Annotated in this window: 17 protein-coding genes; 13 read left to right on the top strand and 4 right to left on the bottom strand. The window is 64.8% G+C overall.

Annotated elements, in window-relative coordinates:
- Positions 1-165: 165 nt before the first annotated feature.
- Positions 166-984: a nucleoside phosphorylase gene (locus RHODMAR_RS23045; RefSeq protein ID WP_008719447.1), complete on the bottom strand. Its 819-nt coding sequence runs from the start codon at positions 982-984 to the stop codon at positions 166-168.
- A 60-nt stretch (positions 985-1,044) separates the two neighbouring features.
- Between RHODMAR_RS23045 and purL the strand changes: the two genes are divergently transcribed.
- The 10 genes from purL to purM all read left to right on the top strand — a co-directional run bounded on the left by purL (position 1,045) and on the right by purM (position 14,550).
- Positions 1,045-3,336 carry a phosphoribosylformylglycinamidine synthase subunit PurL gene (gene purL, locus RHODMAR_RS23040; RefSeq protein ID WP_008719445.1) on the top strand — a complete coding sequence of 764 codons (2,292 nt, stop codon included), beginning with the start codon at positions 1,045-1,047 and terminating at the stop codon, positions 3,334-3,336.
- 122 nt (positions 3,337-3,458) lie between these two features.
- On the top strand, positions 3,459-5,165 hold the full coding sequence (locus RHODMAR_RS23035) for an alpha/beta hydrolase (RefSeq protein ID WP_232433746.1): 1,707 nt from the start codon (positions 3,459-3,461) through the stop codon (positions 5,163-5,165).
- On the top strand, positions 5,162-5,758 hold the full coding sequence (locus RHODMAR_RS23030; protein ID WP_008719442.1) for a CPBP family intramembrane glutamic endopeptidase: 597 nt from the start codon (positions 5,162-5,164) through the stop codon (positions 5,756-5,758). The genes RHODMAR_RS23035 and RHODMAR_RS23030 overlap by 4 nt, the downstream gene beginning before the upstream one ends.
- A gap of 14 nt (positions 5,759-5,772) precedes the next feature.
- On the top strand, positions 5,773-6,159 hold the full coding sequence (locus tag RHODMAR_RS23025) for a sterol carrier family protein (protein ID WP_008719440.1): 387 nt from the start codon (positions 5,773-5,775) through the stop codon (positions 6,157-6,159).
- Between the two features lie 134 nt (positions 6,160-6,293).
- Complete coding sequence (gene purF, locus RHODMAR_RS23020) at positions 6,294-7,874, top strand: amidophosphoribosyltransferase (protein WP_042940151.1); 1,581 nt, start codon at positions 6,294-6,296, stop codon at positions 7,872-7,874.
- 141 nt (positions 7,875-8,015) lie between these two features.
- Positions 8,016-9,656, top strand: a complete 1,641-nt coding sequence (locus RHODMAR_RS23015) for an ABC transporter substrate-binding protein (RefSeq protein ID WP_042940150.1) — start codon at positions 8,016-8,018, stop codon at positions 9,654-9,656.
- 100 nt (positions 9,657-9,756) lie between these two features.
- Positions 9,757-10,752, top strand: a complete 996-nt coding sequence (locus tag RHODMAR_RS23010) for an ABC transporter permease (RefSeq protein ID WP_042940149.1) — start codon at positions 9,757-9,759, stop codon at positions 10,750-10,752.
- The gene (locus RHODMAR_RS23005; protein WP_008719431.1) at positions 10,752-11,714 is read left to right on the top strand and encodes an ABC transporter permease; all 963 of its coding nucleotides are present in this window, start codon (positions 10,752-10,754) and stop codon (positions 11,712-11,714) included. Before RHODMAR_RS23010 ends, RHODMAR_RS23005 begins: the two co-directional genes overlap by 1 nt.
- Positions 11,711-13,363, top strand: a complete 1,653-nt coding sequence (locus RHODMAR_RS23000) for an ABC transporter ATP-binding protein (RefSeq protein ID WP_008719429.1) — start codon at positions 11,711-11,713, stop codon at positions 13,361-13,363. Before RHODMAR_RS23005 ends, RHODMAR_RS23000 begins: the two co-directional genes overlap by 4 nt.
- 86 nt (positions 13,364-13,449) lie before the next feature.
- Positions 13,450-14,550: a phosphoribosylformylglycinamidine cyclo-ligase gene (gene purM, locus RHODMAR_RS22995; protein ID WP_042940130.1), complete on the top strand. Its 1,101-nt coding sequence runs from the start codon at positions 13,450-13,452 to the stop codon at positions 14,548-14,550.
- An 88-nt stretch (positions 14,551-14,638) separates the two neighbouring features.
- On the opposite strand, the gene RHODMAR_RS27735 is transcribed toward purM, so the two are convergent.
- The 3 genes from RHODMAR_RS27735 to ygfZ form a co-directional block, all read right to left on the bottom strand.
- A complete protein-coding gene (locus RHODMAR_RS27735) occupies positions 14,639-14,833 on the bottom strand; it encodes a DUF3073 domain-containing protein (RefSeq protein WP_008719426.1) in 195 nt (64 codons plus the stop codon).
- A 248-nt stretch (positions 14,834-15,081) separates the two neighbouring features.
- Entirely contained in the window at positions 15,082-15,801 is a 720-nt protein-coding gene (locus RHODMAR_RS22990) for an MOSC domain-containing protein (protein ID WP_232433744.1), read from the bottom strand.
- Between the two features lie 17 nt (positions 15,802-15,818).
- Entirely contained in the window at positions 15,819-16,940 is a 1,122-nt protein-coding gene (ygfZ, locus tag RHODMAR_RS22985) for a CAF17-like 4Fe-4S cluster assembly/insertion protein YgfZ (RefSeq protein ID WP_042940148.1), read from the bottom strand.
- 94 nt (positions 16,941-17,034) lie between these two features.
- Between ygfZ and RHODMAR_RS22980 the strand changes: the two genes are divergently transcribed.
- From RHODMAR_RS22980 to RHODMAR_RS22970, 3 genes are all read left to right on the top strand, one after another.
- Positions 17,035-18,333, top strand: a complete 1,299-nt coding sequence (locus RHODMAR_RS22980) for a dicarboxylate/amino acid:cation symporter (RefSeq protein ID WP_008719418.1) — start codon at positions 17,035-17,037, stop codon at positions 18,331-18,333.
- A gap of 21 nt (positions 18,334-18,354) precedes the next feature.
- The gene (locus tag RHODMAR_RS22975; protein WP_008719417.1) at positions 18,355-19,221 is read left to right on the top strand and encodes an aminodeoxychorismate lyase; all 867 of its coding nucleotides are present in this window, start codon (positions 18,355-18,357) and stop codon (positions 19,219-19,221) included.
- Between the two features lie 131 nt (positions 19,222-19,352).
- Complete coding sequence (locus RHODMAR_RS22970) at positions 19,353-20,810, top strand: cytochrome ubiquinol oxidase subunit I (protein WP_008719416.1); 1,458 nt, start codon at positions 19,353-19,355, stop codon at positions 20,808-20,810.
- Positions 20,811-20,816: the final 6 nt, after the last annotated feature.

Raw genomic sequence — 20,816 nt, 5'->3', positions numbered from 1 at the left:
TGGTGGTCGTGCGGCAGTGGCACACGCGCGCGCATTCGTCAGGTGCACGGGGAATGGTGCCCGATTCGGGGCTACTTCGCTCGCGTCTGGCAAACGCGCGCGCGTTTGCGGAATCGGGGGGTGAACCGCGAATCCCGAACCCCCGATCCCGAGCCCGAGACCCAGCTACACAGGGGTCAGTTGCACGCACGCATCCGCCGCGAGCCAGAACAAGTGCTCGCGGACCGTCGTTGCTTTCGTCCAGCCGCGGTGATCCCAGTCGGCGGCCAGTGAGTCGCCTGCGTAGAGCAGTTGGGCGAAGCGCACTCCGCGGAATCGGGCAACCGCGCAGAATGCCGATGCCTCCATGTCCACCGTTCGGCAGCCTTCTTCGATGCGACGCGAGACTCGCCCACGGGTTTCGCGGTAGAGCGCGTCTGTGGTCCAGGATCGGCCCGTGACGAAGTCGACGCCGGCCTCGGTCAGCACCGACTGCAGCACGGCCACGCCTTCCGGATCGGCGTCGACCACTCGGCCCGGCGGTAGGTAGTGGAACGAGGTGCCCTCGTCGCGGAGGGCGCTGTCGACGATCATCACGTGTCCCATGCCCAGGTCGTCGGACAGTGCTCCCGCGCCGCCGACGGCCACGAACTGGGTGCAGCCCATCGCGATGGCTTCTTCGAGGAACAGTGCGGCCAGCGGAGCGCCGACTCCAGGATGGAAGACCGCCAGCTTGTGCCCGCCCCGTTCGATCTCGTAGACGGGGTGTTCGCCGTGCTCGGAGCGCATGACCGACACGATCCTGGCGTCGCCCTTCGCACGGATGCTCTCGATCACCTCGGCGAAGAAACACACGACTGCTTTGCGCGGTACGTCGACTCCCACGGCCACCATCGACGGGTCGATGACGCCCGTTTCGTCCAGATCGTCCTCGGTCAGCGCGATGTCCATCTGGTGATGTTCGCACGAGCCCTGGACGACCACCGCACGTCCGATGCCGTACATGTCGGATGCGCCTTATAGACTCTCCCTGGCATTTCGCTCCATCGAAGGGACCTATTCCTCGTGTCCGCTAGCTCTGTACCCACAGACACTGTCTCCAACGCCGTCGCCACCCCCGACGTTGCGCAGCCGTACAAGGAACTCGGACTCAAGGACGACGAATACGTCCGCATCAAGGAAATCCTCGGCCGTCGTCCCACCGACGCCGAATTGGCGATGTACTCCGTCATGTGGAGCGAGCACTGCTCCTACAAGTCCTCGAAGGTGCACCTGAAGTACTTCGGTGAGACCACCACCGACGAGATGCGCAAGCCCATGCTCGCCGGTATCGGTGAGAACGCGGGCGTCGTCGACGTCGGCGACGGCTGGGCCGTCACGTTCAAGGTCGAGAGCCACAATCACCCGTCGTACGTCGAGCCCTATCAGGGTGCAGCGACCGGCGTCGGCGGCATCGTGCGCGACATCATGGCCATGGGCGCTCGCCCGATCGCGGTCATGGACCAGCTTCGATTCGGAGCAGCCGATGCACCCGACACCCGCCGTGTGCTGAGCGGCATCGTCGCCGGCGTCGGCGGTTACGGCAACTCTCTGGGCCTGCCCAACATCGGCGGCGAGACAGTGTTCGACGCCTCCTACGCCGGAAACCCCCTGCTCAACGCGCTGTGCGCCGGCCTCATGCGCGTCGAGGACATGCATCTCGCGTTCGCCTCGGGCCTGGGCAACAAGATTATTCTGTTCGGAGCGCGTACCGGGCTCGACGGCATCGGCGGCGTGTCGGTGCTGGCCTCGGAGACCTTCGACGGTGACGAAACCGGGGGTGGCCGCAAAAAATTGCCGGCCGTCCAGGTCGGCGATCCGTTCACCGAGAAGGTGCTCATCGAAGCCTGCCTCGAGCTGTACTCCAACAAGCTGGTCGTCGGTATCCAGGACCTCGGCGGTGCCGGGTTGTCTTGCGCCACTTCGGAACTCGCATCCGCGGGCAGTGGCGGCATGCACATCGAGCTCGACAAGGTGCCGATGCGCGCCACCGGTATGACGCCCGCCGAGGTGCTCTCGAGCGAATCCCAGGAGCGCATGTGCGCGGTGGTGACGCCCGAGAACGTCGACGCGTTCATGGCCGTCTGCAAGAAATGGGACGTCCTGGCCACCGTGATCGGTGAGGTCACCGACGGTGAGCATCTGCAGATCACCTGGCACGGCGATACCGTCGTCGATGTTCCGCCGAAGACCGTCGCGCACGAGGGGCCGGTGTACAACCGCCCGGTGCAGCGGCCCGCCACTCAGGACGCCCTGGTCGCGAACACCACAGCGTCGTTGAAGCGCCCGGAAACCGCGGACGAGTTGAAGGCGACGCTGCTGAAGATGATCGGCTCGCCGCAGCTGTGCAGCCGTCGATTCATCACCGAGCAGTACGACCGCTACGTGCGCGGCAACACCGTCCTCGCCGAGCACGCCGATGCCGGAGTGATCCGTATCGACGAGAAGACCGGTCGCGGCATCGCTTTGGCCACCGACGCATCGGGTCGCTACACCGCACTCGATCCCTACCAGGGTGCCCAGCTCGCCCTCGCCGAGGCGTTCCGCAACGTCGCGGTCACCGGTTCGACGCCCAAGGCCGTCACCAACTGCCTGAACTTCGGCTCGCCCGAGGACCCGGGTGTCATGTGGCAGTTCCAGCAGGCCGTGCGCGGCCTGGCGGACGGCTGCGTCACCCTCGGTATCCCCGTGACCGGAGGCAACGTCAGCTTCTACAACCAGACCGGTGCCGAGCCGATCCTGCCGACGCCGGTGGTCGGTGTCCTCGGCGTCATCGACGACGTGCACCGCCGCATCCCCACCGGTCTCGGCCTCGAGCCCGGTGAGACGCTGATTCTGCTCGGCGACACCTACGACGAGTTCGACGGATCCATCTGGGCCCAGGTGGAGCACGATCACCTCGGCGGCGTGCCGCCCAAGGTCGATCTGTCCCGAGAACAGCTGCTGGCCGAGATTCTGCTTGCATCCTCACGCGACGGACTGGTCTCGGCGGCACACGATCTGTCCGAGGGTGGCCTCGCGCAGGCCGTCGTCGAGGCGGCTCTCGCAGGCGAAACAGGGTGCCGCATCATCGTTCCCGACGATGCCGATCCGTTCGTGACGCTGTTCTCCGAGTCCTCGGGTCGTGTACTGGTCGCAGTGCCGCGCACGGAGGAGATCCGGTTCACCGGCATGTGCACCGCTCGCGGCCTGCCGTGGGTTCGCATCGGCGTCGTCGACGAAGGCTCGGACTCGATCGAGGTCCAGGGACAGTTCTCCATCTCGATGGCGGAGCTGCGAGAGACGTTCGAGAGCACACTTCCCAGACTTTTCGGCTGACCGAGGTGGGGGGACGGACGTCGGTCGGGGAACAGGCATCGGAGCGGCCCGGCGTCGAACCCGACGCCGATCTCAAGCAGGACCAGCATCACCGATACCACTTCCCGGCCCTCGAATTCTCGGTGCCTTCCCCGGAGAAGCATCCGTTCGTCATGTGGGCGTGGGGGCTACTACGCCTGGACTTCACTGGGATCGCGTTCAGCGCGCTGTTCTTCTGCTGGTCGTTGACGCCGTCGCTGCTTCCTCGCGGTTGGCTGTTCCAGGGCATCATCGGCGGCATCAACGCGGGTATCGGCTACGCGTTCGGCGTCGCGTTGGGGTGGACGGTGACTCGATGGTGGTTGTCGTCGCGGTCGTGGTGGCCGTTGCCCCGCACGGTCGAACGGGTCGTCAAGGTTGCCGTACCTGTCGCAGCGATCGCCGCGTCGATGATCATGCTGGCTGTTTCGGCGGAATGGCAGCGTGAGCTGGCCGCCCTGATGGACGCGGAGGGCACCACCACCACGGGATACCTTCGAACCGGGGCGCTCAGCATCGCTGTTGCGGCTCTGCTCGTTTCGATGTCGCGGGTGTTGCGCGACCTCGTTCGATTGCTGGCCCGCCAGCTCAACCGTGTCGTGAAGATGCCACGGGAAGTGGCCAATGCGCTCGGGGTCGTGCTGCTCGTCGTGCTCTCCATCGCACTGGTTCAGGGTGTGCTGCTGCGTGCGGTCTCCGAGGTGACCAACTCTGCGTTCAGCCTGCAGAACGACGAAACCCGGGACGGCGCAGAGCAACCCGTTGCCGATGAGCGATCCGGCAGCCCGAACTCGTTGGCACCCTGGGACACTCTGGGATTCGAGGGCCGAAACTTCGTCTCCAGCGGTCTGCGTGCCGACGAGATGGAACGGGCCACGGGCCGTCCGAGCCGAGAGCCGATTCGGGCCTACGCAGGGCTGGAAACGGCGCAGACGCAGGCCGAGCGACTCGACATCGTGGTCGCCGAACTCGAACGCACCGGGGCGTTCCAGCGTGCCGCTCTCGTCGTCGTTCCGACCACGGGCACCGGGTGGGTCAACCCCACCGCCATCGAAGCCGAGGAGCTCATGTTCGACGGCGATGTGGCTACCGTCGCGTCGCAGTACTCGTATCTGCCCAGCTGGATTTCGTTCATCGCCGAGGGCGACAAGGCCGCGCAGGCAGGCAAAGCGCTGATCGACAGGGTTCACGACCGATGGCTGCAGGAGCCGGAGGCCACTCGCCCCAAGTTCTACGTCTACGGAGAGAGCCTCGGTACTCAGGCAGGGGAGGGGGCGTTCGATGGTTTGGCAGACATCAGGGCCACCACCGACGGTGTCCTCTGGGTGGGACCGCCCAACAACAACCGCATCTGGAGTCAGTTCGTCAGCCGCCGCGACCCGGGGACTCCCGAGGTCAGGCCGGTCTATTCCGAGGGCCTGACGGTCCGGTTCGCCGACAACTCCTCGGGCATCCCACCGGAGGATCAACCGTGGTACGAACCGCGGATCCTCTACGTTCAGCACGCGTCGGATCCGGTGGTCTGGTGGTCACCCGACCTGCTCTTCGAGCGTCCCGACTGGCTGTCCGAGCCACCCGGGCCGGACCGGCTGCCGAGTATGAGATGGTTCCCGGTCGTCACGTTCTGGCAGGTGGCCGCCGACCTGACGAACGCCGCGGGTGTTCCCGACGGGCACGGCCACAACTACGGAACCCTCGTGCTCGACGGCTGGGTCGCCGTCGCGGCCCCCGAGGGCTGGACCGATCGTGACACCGAACGAGTCCGCGGGGTCATGGAGGAATTCGCCGGCCGGGACGGTCCCGAGAAGTGAGAATCTCAGCGATCGTCATCGGGCTTTCGAGCACGGCATGGAGCACGTTCGTTCTGCCGTCCTCGGGCCTCGATGCCCGAGGCCGAGCGGTGGCCGATGCGTCGTTCGCGGTCGGTATCGCTGCGGTGTCGGGAACGAATGCAGAGCAGCTCGGCCTGCGCAACGCTGTTCCCGGGCTGAAGTGGGGCGCTGCGGCGTCGGCGATTCCGGTGCTCGGAGCTGCCGTCGTCGCCGCAATTCCGGCGTTGCGACGCAGGGTCCGCCCGGCCGAGGACGATCTGGCCGAGTGGGTGTTGTTTCGGATTCCGGTGGGGACGGTGCTGACCGAGGAGCTGCTCTTCCGTGGAGTGCTCGACGCCGCCGCGCCGGCCCTGTCGCCGATCTTCTTCGGGTTGTGGCACGTTCACCCGGCCCGCGCTGCCGGAGACTCGGTGATCGGAACGGTGTTCGCGACGACTGCGGCAGGTCTGGTGTTCTCGTGGCTGCGGGCTCGCAGCGGCAGTGTGCTGGCCCCAGCGCTGCTGCACTACTTCCTCAACGCGAGCGGTGCCGTTCTGGCGAGTCTCGCTGCAACCAGCCCTGCCGCGCGATAAGGAGTAGAACAACGATGCCACCGCACAAGGAGGTCAGTCCCGCCGAGGTTCGCGATGCGGTGCTGGCGGTGGGGGATTGGATCAAGGGCGAGGCAGACAAGCCGACTCGCGCCCAGATCGCTGCGGCGGTGCGCACCACCGCCAGGACTCTCGGTCAGAATGCGCCGGGGTCCTCGGTGGAGGTACGAGTACCACCGTTCGTCGCGGTGCAGTGCATCGTGGGTCCGCGGCATACGCGGGGGACTCCGCCGAACGTGGTCGAGACCGACGCTCTGACCTGGCTGCAGGTGGTCACCGGGACCCGTGATTTCGCGCAGGCTCTTGCCGACGGTTCGATCGATGCGTCCGGGAGCCGGGCGGCCGAGGTGGGCCGCTGGTTGCCGCTGCTGTCGATCCGGTGAACCTGCCTGATCCGCGCGAATCGGACACTCGTTCACCTGTTGGGAATCTCCCGTCCACACGATGCGTTGACAGAGGCCGTGTGCCCGTAGACTCGGGTACGGCCCCCGCCCGTACCCCCAAGGGAGCAATGCCCGTGACCAACGCCGATTTGTCGGTCGACAGTCCGAATCTTTTGGTAAGTCCGAGTTCTTTAGCAGGACCGCCCATCGACGAACCGGAAAACGAGCCACGCGAAGAGTGCGGAGTGTTCGGAGTGTGGGCCCCGGGCGAGGATGTGGCCAAGCTCTCGTATTACGGCCTCTATGCGCTGCAGCACCGCGGCCAGGAAGCCGCCGGGATCGCGGTATCCGACGGTTCCCAGGTGTTGGTGTTCAAGGATCTCGGCCTCGTCAGCCAGGTGTTCGACGAGCAGACGCTCGGAGCGATGCCAGGTCACGTCGCTATCGGGCACTGCCGTTACTCCACCAGCGGCTCGGTGACGTGGGAGAACGCGCAGCCGATCTTCCGCACCACCCCGGCGGGCTCTGGGATTGCGCTGGGCCACAACGGAAATCTCGTCAACTTCGCCGAGTTGGCCACCAAGGCGCGCGAAGCAGGACTGATCAGCGATCGACTGCAGGGCAACGGCACCTCGGATTCGGATGTGGTGACCGCGCTGATGGCGCACAAGGCCGCCGACTGCACCGTCGAACAGGCGGCGATGGAGCTGCTTCCGCAGCTCAAAGGCGCGTTCTGTTTGACGTTCATGGACGAGCACACTCTCTACGCCGCTCGGGATCCGCACGGCGTTCGGCCACTGTGCCTCGGCCGACTCGACCGCGGTTGGGTGGTCGCCAGCGAAACGGCGGCTCTCGACATCGTCGGCGCTGCGTTCGTCCGAGACATCGAGCCGGGCGAGCTGCTCGCGATCGATGCCGACGGCGTTCGGTCCTCGCGGTTCGCCGCCCCCGAGCCCAAGGGGTGCGTGTTCGAGTACGTGTACCTCGCTCGCCCCGACAGCGTGATCGGCGGTCGGTCGGTCAACTCCACCCGGGTCGAAATCGGTCGTCGGCTCGCCAAGGAACACCCGGCCGAGGGTGACCTCGTCATTCCAGTTCCCGAGTCCGGTACGCCGGCGGCGATCGGCTTCGCGCAAGGGTCCGGAATTCCCTACGGCCAAGGCTTGATGAAGAACGCCTACGTGGGACGTACGTTCATTCAGCCCTCGCAGACCATTCGGCAGCTCGGCATCCGGCTCAAATTGAATCCTCTCAAAGAGGTCATTCGCGGCAAAAGGCTGGTGGTGGTGGACGATTCGATCGTCCGCGGCAACACTCAGCGGGCCTTGATCAGGATGCTGCGCGAAGCCGGTGCGCTCGAGATCCACGTGCGCATCGCCTCCCCGCCGGTCCGCTGGCCCTGCTTCTACGGCATCGACTTCGCTTCTCCCGCAGAGCTGATCGCCAACGGCGTCGACTCCGAGGACGGAATCCTCGAAGGCGTCCGGCAGGCCATCGGTGCGGACTCGCTGGGCTACATCTCCATCGACGGCATGATCGGTGCCTCCGAGCAGCCCGAGTCACGTTTGTGTGCAGCATGTTTCACGGGTAATTACCCGATCGATCTGCCTGCCGACAACGCACTCGGCAAGCATGTTCTCGAGGGTCTGCTCGCGTCGGCCGCCGGCCACACGGTGGACAACGATGCGAATGTGAGCGCTCTCAGTCGCCCCTGACCTGGCTGTTTCCGTGAAGGAACAGCAGGGTTTTCTCAATGCCACATATTGGAAACAGTCCATCGGTACTGTCCCGAGTTACATAGGACACACCGAATTGGATAGAGGCACCAGATGACCCTGTCGCCCGACGACGGACGCATGCTGCGCTACAGCGCCGCATCCAGAACAGCTGTACGCAAGCACGGTAAGAAGACCGCAGCAGTGGCAGCACTGTCGGTCCTGGCGTTGACAGCCGCAGCTTGCGGCTCGGGACGCACCGACGCCGCAGGATCCGGAGACGGTGGCGGCGAGACCATCACGGTCGGCACCACCGACCAGGTGACATCGCTCGACCCGGCCGGCTCGTACGACAACGGTTCGTTCATGGTGATGAACCAGACGTACCCCTTCCTGATGAACTTCGCTCCTGGCAGCTCCGAGCTCGAGCCCGACGCGGCAGAGAGCTGCGAGTTCGCCGAGCCGACCGTGTACAAGTGCACGCTCAAGGACGACCTGACGTTCGCGAACGGTAATCCGTTGACGAGCGAGAGCGTGAAGTTCTCCTTCGACCGCGTGGTGTCCATCAACGATCCCAACGGTCCCGCGTCGCTGCTGACGAACCTCGACAGCATCGCGACACCGGACGAGAAGACCGTCGAGTTCACGCTGAAGGCAGCGAACGACCAGACGTTCCCGCAGATTCTGGCGACACCGGCGGGCCCCATCGTGGACCAGACGGTGTTCCCGGCCGACAAGATTCTCGACGACGACGCGATCGTGGCGGGTACGCCGTTCGCCGGTCCCTACTCCATCTCCAGTTACGCCAAGAACTCTCTGATCAGCTTCACCTCGAACGGTGACTACAAGGGCATTCTCGGAACGCCGAAGACCTCGTCGGTCAACGTGAAGTACTACACCAGCTCGGACAACCTCAAGCTCGACGTGCAGAACAAGGCCATCGACGTCGCGTGGCGCTCACTGACCCCGACGGACGTCGAATCGCTCGGGGCCGTGGACGGTCTGACGGTGCACGAGGGACCCGGCGGCGAATCGCGCTACATGGTGTTCAACATGAACACGATGCCCGGCGGCACTCCCGAGCAGAAGTTGGCCGTGCGCAAGGCGATTGCGTCCTCGGTGGATCGCCAGGCGTTGTCCGACGGCGTCTACAAGGGCACCTACACTCCGCTCTATTCCGTCGTCCCGACCGGCCTGGCCGGATCCAACACCGCGTACGGCGATGTCTACGGCAAGACGCCGAACCGCGACGAGGCAGCCGGATTCCTCTCTGCGGCAGGCGTTGCCACCCCTGTCCAGCTCAACCTGCAGTACAACCCGGACCACTACGGTTCGAGCTCGAGCGAGGAATACGCCGCGATCAAGAACCAGCTCGACTCGACGGGCCTGTTCGACGTGAACCTGCAGTCCACCGAGTGGAACACATACAACAAGGAACGCGTCGCCGACGCCTACCCCGTGTACCAGCTCGGTTGGTTCCCGGACTTCCCGGATGCAGACAACTACCTGACGCCGTTCTTCGCGCCGGACAACTTCCTGCAGTCGCACTTCGAGAGCCCGGCCATCACCTCGCTGCTCGATCTCGAACGCACCACCGCCGACGAGAACGCTCGGATGCAGATCATCGGACAGATTCAGACCGAACTCGCGACGAACTACCTGCCGACGCTTCCGCTGTTGGAAGGCAAGCAGATCGCCGTCGCCACCGACTCGATCAGCGGTGTGGACGAGACACTCGACGCCTCGTTCAAGTTCCGGTTCGTCACGCTCGCCAAGAGCTGAACCGGTGCCCGCTACCGACAGCACCACGGTAGAGGGCGAGAAACAAGCAGAGCAGGCGAGCGCGCCGTCACGGTACGGCGCGCTCGCCCGCTATCTCGGGATCAGATTCCTGCTGATCATCCCCACTGCCTGGATTCTCGTCACCGTCGTCTTCTTCCTGATGCGGGTGATCGGTGATCCGATCACTGCCGCCCTGGGTGGCCGCTTGCCGGCCGAACAGATTGCCCAGCGCAAGGCCGAGGCCGGCTACGACCGGCCCATTCTCACGCAGTACTGGGAGTACCTGACCGGTTTGCTGCGCGGCGATTTCGGCCGGTCTTCCACCGACAACCGCGCGATCAGCGATGTGCTGCTCGTCAACGGTGCCGCCACACTGGAATTGGCCTTCTGGTCACTGCTGGTCGCCTTCGCCGTCGGCATCCCGCTCGGATTCTTCGCCGCGACCCACCGCGATCGGTTCGGCGACGCCTCGCTGCGGATCTTCGCGATCCTGGCGTACGCCGCTCCGGTGTTCTTCGTGGGCATGTTGCTCAAGCTGCTGTTCGCGGTGAAGCTGGGGTGGCTGCCGGTGGCCGGGCGTGCCAGCACCAATGTGGAACTGGCACTGCAGAATGTCGCACCCAAGACCAACATCCTGATAATCGATTCGTTCCTCTATGGGGACTCGAGCTACACCGTCGACGTACTCGAACATGCCGTACTGCCCGCACTCGCCCTCGGTCTGCTGACAGCCGGTGTCTTCCTGAGGCTGGTGCGAGTCAACCTGATTCAGACCTTGCAGGCACCGTTCGTCGATGCTGCGCGAGCTCGCGGACTGAGCGAGGGCACGGTGACGCGGCGGCATGCGTTCCGCAACGCGATGATTCCCATCGTCACCGTCATCGGCCTGCAGATCGCCGTGCTGCTCGGCGGCGCGGTACTCACCGAGACGACCTTCGAGTGGCAGGGGCTGGGATACGAACTGGCCCGGTACCTGCAGGCCCGCGATTTCGTTGCGGTGCAGGGCATCGTGACGTTCCTGGCCGTGGTGGTCGCTGTCGTCAGCTTCTTCACCGACGCCATCGTCGCCCTCATCGATCCGAGAGTGAGGTTCTGATGACCACCGAAGTAGTGCTGTCCGAAGAACCCTCCGCCCGTCCACGCCGAGTTCCAGGTATAGCGTTCGTCAAGTCCACCTCGGGGTTGCAACGCGTCACGCTGCTCGTCGGCCTGGCCCTGATGGTGGCGTTCGTCTTCGCCGCGGTATTCGCGCCTCTGCTTGCGCCCTACGGGTTCTCGCAGACCAGCGACGCCGGGGAGGCTTTCGCTCGGCAGGCGGCTCCGTCCGCCGAGCACTGGTTCGGTACCTCGGTTCGCGGCGAGGACGTGTTGTCGCGTGTGATCTACGGTGCCAGAACAGCATTGATGGTGATCGCGTCGTCGTTGGTGCTGTCACTGATCATCGGTGTTCCGCTCGGGTTGGCCTCGGGTTACATCGGCCGGTGGTTCGACCGAGTGTTGGTGCTGTTCATGGACGCGATGTACGCGTTTCCGTCGTTGCTTCTCGCCGTGGTCATCTCGATCACCGTCGCGGGCGGCCAGTCGTCCAGCTTCGGCGGTATCGCGTCCGCAGCCATCGCCATCACGGCGATCTTCGTACCCCAGTACTTTCGCGTGGTGCGTAACGCCACCGTCTCGGTCAAGACCGAACCGTACGTCGACGCCGCCCGCGTGACCGGAGCGGGCACTCCGCGAATCCTGTTCCGCCACATCCTCGCCAACGTGGTGCAGACACTCCCGGTCATCATCACCCTCAACGGTGCCGAGGCGATCCTGACGTTGGCGGGACTGGGCTTCCTCGGATTCGGCATCGAACCCACCTCCGCGTCGGAATGGGGTTACGACATCAACAAGGCCTTGCCCGATATCTCCAACGGCATCTGGTGGACGTCGGTTTTCCCCGGCCTGGGCATCGTTCTGGTGGTGCTCGGTCTGACCATGGTGGGTGAAAGTGCCAGCGAGACACTCAATCCGCTGCTGCGAACCCGCAAGAAATTCAAGAAGGCGGCGAAGGTATGACATCGAGTCTGACGACATCGAGAGAGAACACGCCGAAAGACGCTGCGCTGTCGGTGGAATCGTTGTCGGTCACCTTTCTCACCGACGCCGGTGAGGTCGATGCCGTCACCGAGGTCTCGTTCGAGGTGTATCCCGGTGAAGTACTCGCCGTGGTGGGTGAATCCGGATCGGGAAAATCCGTCAGCGTCCGATCCGCCATCGGCCTGTTGCCCGACACCGCGCGCGTCGAGGGACACGTGGTGCTCGGCGGCGAGGACGTGACGACGCTGAGCAACAAAGCATGGGCGCAGTTGCGGGGCAACAAGATTTCGATGGTGTTCCAAGAGCCCGGCAGCGCTCTCGATCCGCTGTTCACCATCGGATATCAGATCGTCGAAGCGCTCCGCGCCCATCCGGGTAGTGACGGTAAGCGGATGCCGGCCAAGGACGCCAAGGCGCGTGCCGTCGAGTTGTTGACGATGGTGGGGCTGCCCGACCCCGAGCAGCGCTTCTCGTACTACCCGCACGAGCTCTCGGGTGGCCAGAAGCAACGCGTGATGATCGCGATCGCGATCTCGTGCGAGGCGAAGGTCATCATCGCCGACGAGCCGACCACCGCCCTCGACGTCACGGTGCAAGCCGAAATCCTCGAACTGCTGCGCGATCTCAAGGATCGGCTGGGCTGCGCCATCGTGCTCATCACCCACAGCATGGGTGTGGTGTCCGACCTGGCCGACCGCGTCGTGGTGATGCAGAACGGCCGCGTCGTCGAAGAAGCGCCGGTCGCGCAGCTGTTCGAGGCACCCGCGGACGACTACACCAAGAAGCTGCTGGCTGCGGTGCCCACTCTCGCCGCGGTGGAGTCCGACAAGACCGTCGAGACCTCCGGCGAGCCGGTACTCGACGTCTCCCATCTGGTGGTGCAGTTCTCCGGCGGTGTCGGCTCACCTGCGTTCCGGGCGGTCGACGACGTCTCGCTGACCATTCACCGGGGTGAAACCCTCGGCCTGGTGGGTGAATCCGGCTCGGGAAAATCGACCATCGGCAGATGTGTGGCGGCACTGCAGAAACCCACCAGCGGAAGTGTGACGGTGATGGGCCAGAACATTGCCGGCGTGAGCGAACGCAAGCTCAAGCCACTGCGCAAGCGGTTCGGCTTCGTCTTCCAGGACCCGTCGGCGTCACTGAACCCCCGACTGACCGTCGGACAATGTATTGCCGAGCCGATGATCGTGCACAAATACGGCTCCAAGGACGCGATCGCGACCAGGACGACCGAGCTGCTCGACGCCGTACAACTGCCGTCGGGAACGGACAAGCGTTACCCACACGAGCTGTCCGGTGGGCAACGCCAACGCGTCAGCCTGGCGCGGGCACTGGTGTTGGGACCGGATCTGGTGGTTGCGGACGAGCCGACCAGTGCGCTCGACGTATCGGTGCAGGCAGCAGTACTGGACCTGTTCGAGGCGTTGCAGCAGGAATTCGGCTTCGCCTGCCTGTTCATCAGCCACGACCTCGCGGTCGTCGACCGTGTATCGCATCGCGTGGTCGTGCTCCGCGACGGGGCAGTCGTCGAAGTGGGAACCCCGTGGAAGATTCTGCGATCCCCGGAGGCGGACTACACCAAGAAGCTGCTCGCGGCGATTCCGGGCAAGCGCCTGCACACGTAAATTCTTCTCGCCACCGGGCACTCCGGTACCGTTGGGGCCGCGCCGCACCGGGCGCTGACATGAACTAGTACACAGGCTGGAGCCGAATGACCGAGGAATCCCAACCCACGAGCGCACCTGACTCGGGCGGTGCCTCCTACGCGGCGGCCGGGGTCGATATCGCCGCAGGAGATCGAGCAGTGCAGCTGTTCGCGCCGCTCGCCAAGAAGGCCAGCAGGCCCGAGGTCATGGGCGGTCTCGGCGGTTTCGCCGGTCTCTTCGCGCTCAAGGGCGACTACCGTGAGCCGGTCCTGGCCGCATCGACCGACGGTGTCGGCACCAAGGTCGCGGTGGCGCAAGCCCTCGGCAAGCACGACACCCTCGGACTCGACCTGGTGGCGATGGTCGTCGACGATCTTGTGGTCTGCGGAGCCGAGCCACTGTTTCTGCAGGACTACATCGCCGTGGGCCGCGTCGTTCCCGAGCAGGTCGCCGAACTGGTCAAGGGCATCGCCGAGGGTTGCATCATCGCCGGCTGCGCGTTGCTCGGCGGCGAGACGGCCGAACACCCGGGACTGATGGCCGACGGCGACTACGACCTTTCGGCCACCGGAATCGGCGTCGTCGAGGCGGATTCGATCCTCGGCCCCGAGCGGGTGCGGCCCGGTGACGTCGTCATCGGTATGGGATCGTCCGGCCTGCACTCCAACGGTTACTCATTGGCCCGCAAGGTGCTGCTCGAGATCAACCACATGGATCTCGGCGGCCACGTCGAGGAGTTCGGCCGCACCCTCGGCGAGGAACTGCTCGAGCCCACCAAGATCTACGCCAAGGACTGCCTCGCGCTCGCGGCCGAGACCGATGTGCGCACGTTCTGCCACGTCACCGGCGGCGGACTGGCCAACAACCTCTCCCGGGTGATGCCCGAGGGGCTGGTCGCCGAACTGGACCGCACCACGTGGAGCCCTGCCCCGATCTTCTCGCTGATCGCTCAGCGCGGACGCGTCGAGCGGGCCGAGATGGAGCAGACGTTCAACATGGGTGTCGGCATGGTCGCGATCGTGGCACCCGAGGACGTCGACCGCGCACTTGCCGTGCTGACGGCCCGGCACATCGACTGCTGGACTCTGGGCACAGTGAAGAAGGCCGCCGGTAAGGACATCGCCGCCGAGCGTGCGCTGATGCTGGGCAACCACCCGAGGTTCTGATCGGCTAGGTTCTGATCGCCCGAGCACCGGACGAACAAGTGAGGGGGAGCCGCAGTGCGGCTCCCCCTCAGTCGTTCAGTGCACAGTACTAGCGTCGCCAGTCCTCGTACTCGTCTTCCTCGACTCGGGAATGCACATCCGAGTCAGAGTGGATGCCACGATGGGAGTTGGACGAACCACCGGAGAGTTCTTTCTGCAGACTCTCCAAGTCCGTTGTCGGCGAGCTGTACTTGAGCTCACGAGCGACCTTTGTCTGCTTTGCCTTAGCCCTGCCTCGGCCCATGGCGGTGCCCCCTCGCGGACTTGCGGGGCGGCCTGGGGAAATTTGGCGGCCCCGTTAGAGTTGGTATTTCTTCCTGGCACACACTCTAGCGCGCGAATCGCCGCGATGCGCAGACGGTGCCATGTGTCGGAGGTGCGCAGGCCGACGCGACACGCCCGGGGTTGGGGTCGGCGGCGCCTGTACCTGCACATATCCGTGCACTGGCGAACTATATTTGCCGGACGACACGAAAATCGACGTACCGCGCGTCACGGTCTCCGCGAGGATTTCAGCGCTGCCGCCGCGTCGCGGTACACCTTCGGTGCCAATCCCGGCTCGTCGAGCAGAGTCTGCATCGCGGTCGCATCCCTGCCTTCGAAGAGCATCCGGACGGTCACGCCGTGCTCGGGAACCGACTCCACGGTCACCGCGTCGCCACTGCCGAGAACACCCGGCTCGATCACTCGCAGATACGCGCCGACATCGCCCCGCGCCGTGAATCGACGGATCCACCCCGGTTCGCCCATCCAGCGCGCGAACGTGGCGCACGGCTTGCGGGCGATCGTCACCTCGAGTGTCACGGTGCCGACCCTCCACCGCGAGCCGATGACCGCGTCCGTCACCGGCACCCCGGCGGTGCGCAGGTTCTCACCGAATCGCCCCGCCGGTACCGGCGTTCCCAGCTGATCGGCCCAGTACTGCGCCTCGCGCTCGTCGTACGCGTAGACGGCCTGATCGAGCCCGCCGTGGAATTTCGTGTCCCGGCAATGATCACCGCCGATACCGAGCTCGTGCACACGAACCCTTATCGGGGTCGTTCCGCAGGCTCCACGAACCCTTGTCGGGGTCGTTCCGCAGGCTCCACGAACCCTTGTCGGGGTCGTTCCGCAGGCTCCACTCCCGGCCGCCCCCTCGACAGGGCGCTTGTCGATACCGCTGTCGATCACCGCGCGGCGTCCGAACGGGACGTCGGCGTGTACGACGCACACTGCCAGAACGGCTCCGTTCACCGGCCGCGCAGGCGATCGACGGCAGCGCGACCGGCCTGCACATCGTCGTAGGACGGGATGGAATCGGGATCGATCGACGCCGCGCAGGGGCCTGCCTCCAGTGCGGCGTCGACCGGAACGTTCCTCTTGAGCAGAGCCAGCGCGATCGGACCGAGCTCGAAGTGATCGACGACGGTTCCCAGCCGGCCCACCGAGCGCCCGCCGGCCGTGACCGAATCACCCGTGCTGGGCCGACCGTCTGCAGAACCGTCGAGATGCAGCAGCACCAGGTGTCGCGGCGGGCGACCCAGGTTGTGGACGCGCGAGACCGTCTCCTGGCCGCGGTAGCAGCCCTTCTCCAGATGCACGGCACCGAACTCGGCGGCACTGCCGATCCATCGAACCTCGTGCGGAATGGTCTTCTCGTCGGTGTCGACGCCCACGCGCGGACGCAGCGATTCCACCCGCAACGCGTCGAACGCCCAGGTTCCGGCCGGAGCGGCGCCTGCGTCGCGCAGTCGGATGAACCAGTCGCTCAGGTTGGCGCGAGGAACCACCACGTCGTACGAGTTCTTTCCGGGCCACGGCATCCGCCGAACGAATCCGCCGCCGTCGATCGCCGACGCACCGTAGAGCTCGCTCGGAGCCGGCACACCGGCCTTGTCGAGAACCGACGCCGCGTCGGACCCCAGGACGGTGAGAACGGCGAGTTCGTCGGCTTCGCGGGGTTCGGCCTTGGCCCAGAACACCATCTTCTTCAGGAACGACAGCAGATCCGGCCCGGCAGCACGTTCGGTGTCGATGTACGTGACACCGTCGAGGTCGGTCTGTACGAAGTGATGCTCGATGCGGCCGTTGACGTCCAGGCTCAGGTTCTCGGCCGAGCTACCGTCGGGCAGATCGGAGACGAGTTGGCTCGAAATCGTGTTCAACCATCTCAATCGTTCGTCTCCGCTGATGGCGAGCACGAACCGGTGAGACCGATCGATGACGGCGGCGCTGTTGACGGCGTCCCGTTGCTCGCCGAACGGATTGCCGTAGTGCCAGGCCACCCCGGCGTCGACGCTGTCGTCCGGGGAAGGCACTGCACCGGGAAGAGTGAGAAGAGGACTGGGACTGATCGTCACGGAATCGGACACCACCCCATAGTAGGAGCCTGGGAAGCCGGACGTTTTACCCAGTCGCAACGCGGCCGATATCGAGGGGCGAATTCCCCTGTCTAGGTTTCGAGCCGTGAAAGCACTGAGACACCCCGCAGCGCAGATCGGCCTGGCGGCGATCGGCGGAATCGCGTTCGGTCTGATCGTCGGGGACTGGGCGGCAAACCTGAAGTTCATCGGCGATCTGTTCATCCGCCTGATTCAGATGTCGATCGTCCCGCTGGTCATGACCTCGGTGATCGTCGCAACCGGATCGATGTCCGGAACGGGAACCGGCAAGATCGCGGTACGGACGTTCGAGTGGATGATCGGCTTCTCGTTCGTGGCAGCGGTTCTGGCGTGGTTGCTCAGCACCCTCATCCAGCCGGGTGCGGGCATGGAGTTCACCCAGGAACTCGACCCGAGCCTCGAAGAATCCGCGAGCGAGGCGTTGGGCTGGCAGGACACACTGCTCAACTTCGTCTCGACCAACGTCTTCAGTGCGATGTCGACGGCGACCATGGTGCCGATCATCGTCTTCTCGTTGCTGTTCGGTATCGCGTTGCGCAGCCATATCACCAAGACGGGCGACACCGGCGTGCTGACGTTCATGGATCAGATCCAGCAGATCGTCCTGACCATGATTCGCCTGGTGATGTACATCGCACCGGTCGGTGTGTTCTGTCTCCTCGCTGCTCTTGCCGGGGATGTCGGCTTCTCCGTCGTCTCGACCGCTCTGAGCTACCTGGGCACCACGCTGCTCGGCGTCGTCATCCTCTTCGCCCTGTTCGTGGTGGTCGTCACCGTGCGGACGCGGCTCGATCCCAGGAGCTTGCCGAACAAACTCACCGAGCAGACGGTCATCGCGGTGACGACCACGAGTTCTGCTGTCACGTTCCCGACGGTCCTGAAGAACACCGTGGAGAAGGTCGGTGTCAGTCAGAAAGTCGCGAATTTCACGCTGTCGATCGGGCTGACCATGGGCTCGTACGGCGCGGTGCTCAACTACATGATCGTCGTCATGTTTCTCGCGCAGGCGGGCGACATCGATCTCGGTGTCGGCCAGATCGCCCTCGGGATGGGTCTCGCCATCCTGCTGAACATGGGCACGATCACCGTGCCGGGCGGGTTCCCCGTGGTCGCAATGTTCCTCGCGACCTCGCTCGACCTTCCGTTCGCAGCGGTGGGCCTGTTGATAGCCGTCGACTGGTTCGCCGGAATCTTCCGCACCTTCCTCAACGTCAACGGAGACACGTTCGTCGCGATGTTGGTGGCCAACGCCGACGACGAGATCGACCGTGACGTCTACAACGGCACCAAGACCGTGGTCGCCGAGGACATCGACCTCGACGAGTACCGCGAGGTGATGGCTCGAGCGGATCAGGCCGACTGACCGCTGCTCTACAGTGACGCCATGCTCGATTCGATAGTCGTGACGTTGGACGGCCGAGTGCACGACCCGGATCGGCCGTTGCTGTTCGCCGACGACCTGGCTGCTGTGCGCGGGGACGGCGTGTTCGAGACGCTGCTCGTCCGCGACGGCGCGGCCTGCGCCGTGGAGTTGCATCTCGCGCGTCTGGTGGCGTCGGCGAAGGCGCTCGACCTGCCGGTTCCAGATGCGGAACAGTGGCGCGCTGTCGTCGAGCAGGCCGTCGGTCTGTGGGCGACGGGGTTGCAGGACGAGGGAGTGCTTCGGTTGGTACTGAGCCGCGGCCGCGAGGGCGGCGGGGATCCGACGGGATACGTGACGGTGGGCCCCCTCCCGGAGCGGGTGCGGTCCGCGCGCGAGGACGGGGTGTCGGTGATCACCCTCGATAGAGGGTATTCGGTGGATTTCTCGTCCGGTGCGCCGTGGCAACTCGCAGGAGCCAAGACGCTGTCCTACGCGACGAACATGGCTGCACTGCGACATGCGGCCACGCTGGGCGCGGACGACGTCATCTACCTCAGCAGTGAGGGCCGAGTACTGGAAGGCCCGCGCTCGACGGTGGTGCTCGAGCGCGGTAAGACTCTCGTCACACCGTCGGTCGAGCAGGGCATCCTGGCCGGAACCACGGTCGCCGGGTTGTTTCGGGTTGCCGAGGCCGATGGTTGGACGTGCGAACACGGGCACGTCTATCCAGCGGATCTCATTGCAGCGGATGGTGTTTGGCTGGTTTCGAGTGTCACGCTCGCGGCGCGGGTGACGACGATGAACGGCGTGACTCTCGGTCGTGCGGGCCTGGGCGAACCGGTGCGCGCGATGGTCGATCGAGCGGTGAAGGCGGCCGAGAAGCAATAAGGGCCGAACGACCCTGCCGAAAGACTCTTCCCTACTACCAGCCGTAGTAGTACATTCGAATTCGTCGCGGGTCAATGCCCTGACCAGCGGTGTTGCCCGTCACAGCTCGGGTCGAAGAGTTCGGAGTACTGATGGACGCGTTGGATGTCTCGAGGTGGCAGTTCGGTATCACCACCGTCTACCACTTCATTCTCGTACCCCTCACGATCGGCCTTGCGCCGATGGTGGCCGCCATGCAGACCATGTGGGTGATCACCGGCAAGGACTCCTGGTACCGGCTGACCAAGTTCTTCGGCAAGCTGTTCCTCATCAACTTCGCGCTCGGCGTCGCGACCGGAATCGTGCAGGAGTTCCAGTTCGGGATGAACTGGAGTGAGTACTCACGGTTCGTCGGTGACGTCTTCGGCGCGCCGCTTGCACTCGAAGGGCTACTGGCGTTCTTCCTCGAGTCCACGTTCCTCGGTCTGTGGATCTTCGGCTGGAGCAGACTCCCCAAACTCGTTCACCTGGCCACGATTTGGCTCGTCGCCATCGGCGTCAACGCCTCGGCCTTCTTCATCATCGCCGCCAATTCCTGGATGCAGCATCCCGTCGGCGCGATCTACAACGAGGAAACCGGCCGCGCCGAGCTGACCGATATCTGGGCATTGCTCACCAACAACACTGCGCTGGCTGCTTTTCCGCACGCCGTTGCAGGCGCATTTCTCACAGCCGCGACCTTCGTCGCCGGAATCTCCGGTTGGTGGATGGTTCGCGAGGCTCGTAAGAAGAACAGGACGAGTTCACGCCTGATGTTCAGGTCGGCAGCGCGCATGTCCTTCGTCGTCATGATCGCCGCGGGTGGCGCGCTCGCACTCACCGGGGACATTCAGGGCAAGCTCATGTTCGAGCAGCAGCCGATGAAGATGGCATCCGCGGAATCGTTGTGCGACACCGAGACCGGAGCCAGTTTCTCGCTGTTGACCGTGGGTACTCACAACAACTGCGAATCCGTGGTGCACCTCGTTTCGATTCCCGGCCTGACCTCCTTCCTGGCGGAGAACGACTTCGATTCCACCGTGCAAGGCGTCAATCAGCTGCAGGACCAATACGAGCAGCGATTCGGTCCGGGCAACTACAAGCCGAATCTGTTCGTCACCTATTGGGCCTTCCGGATGATGATCGGACTGGCCGCAGGCTCCGCGCTGCTCGCCCTTGCGGGTCTGTGGGTCACCCGAGGCGGCCGGATTCCGGATCAGAAGTGGTTCTCGTGGTTGTCGCTTCTGGCAATTCCGACGCCGTTCCTGGCCAACAGTGCCGGCTGGATCTTCACCGAAATGGGTCGTCAGCCTTGGGTTGTCGCGCCGAACCTGTCGGGAGTCGATCAGATCCGGCTCACCGTCGATCAGGGCGTATCGGACCATCCTGTCGCCCTCGTCGTCGCCTCGCTGGTGACGTTCACGCTGCTCTACGCCGCTCTCGGCGGTGTCTGGTTCTACCTGCTGAGGCGCTATGTCATCGAAGGACCTCTCGACCACGACGCGCATCCGCACGTCGACCCACCGGATTCGGAAGACGATGAGCCCAAACAACTCTCGTTCGCGTACTAGGGGATA

The sequence above is a fragment of the Rhodococcus sp. AW25M09 genome (genome assembly GCF_000333955.1).
Lineage (GTDB): Bacteria > Actinomycetota > Actinomycetes > Mycobacteriales > Mycobacteriaceae > Rhodococcoides.
The sequence above is the reverse complement of the archived record's forward strand: the minus strand, read 5'-3'. Positions and strand labels throughout refer to the sequence as shown.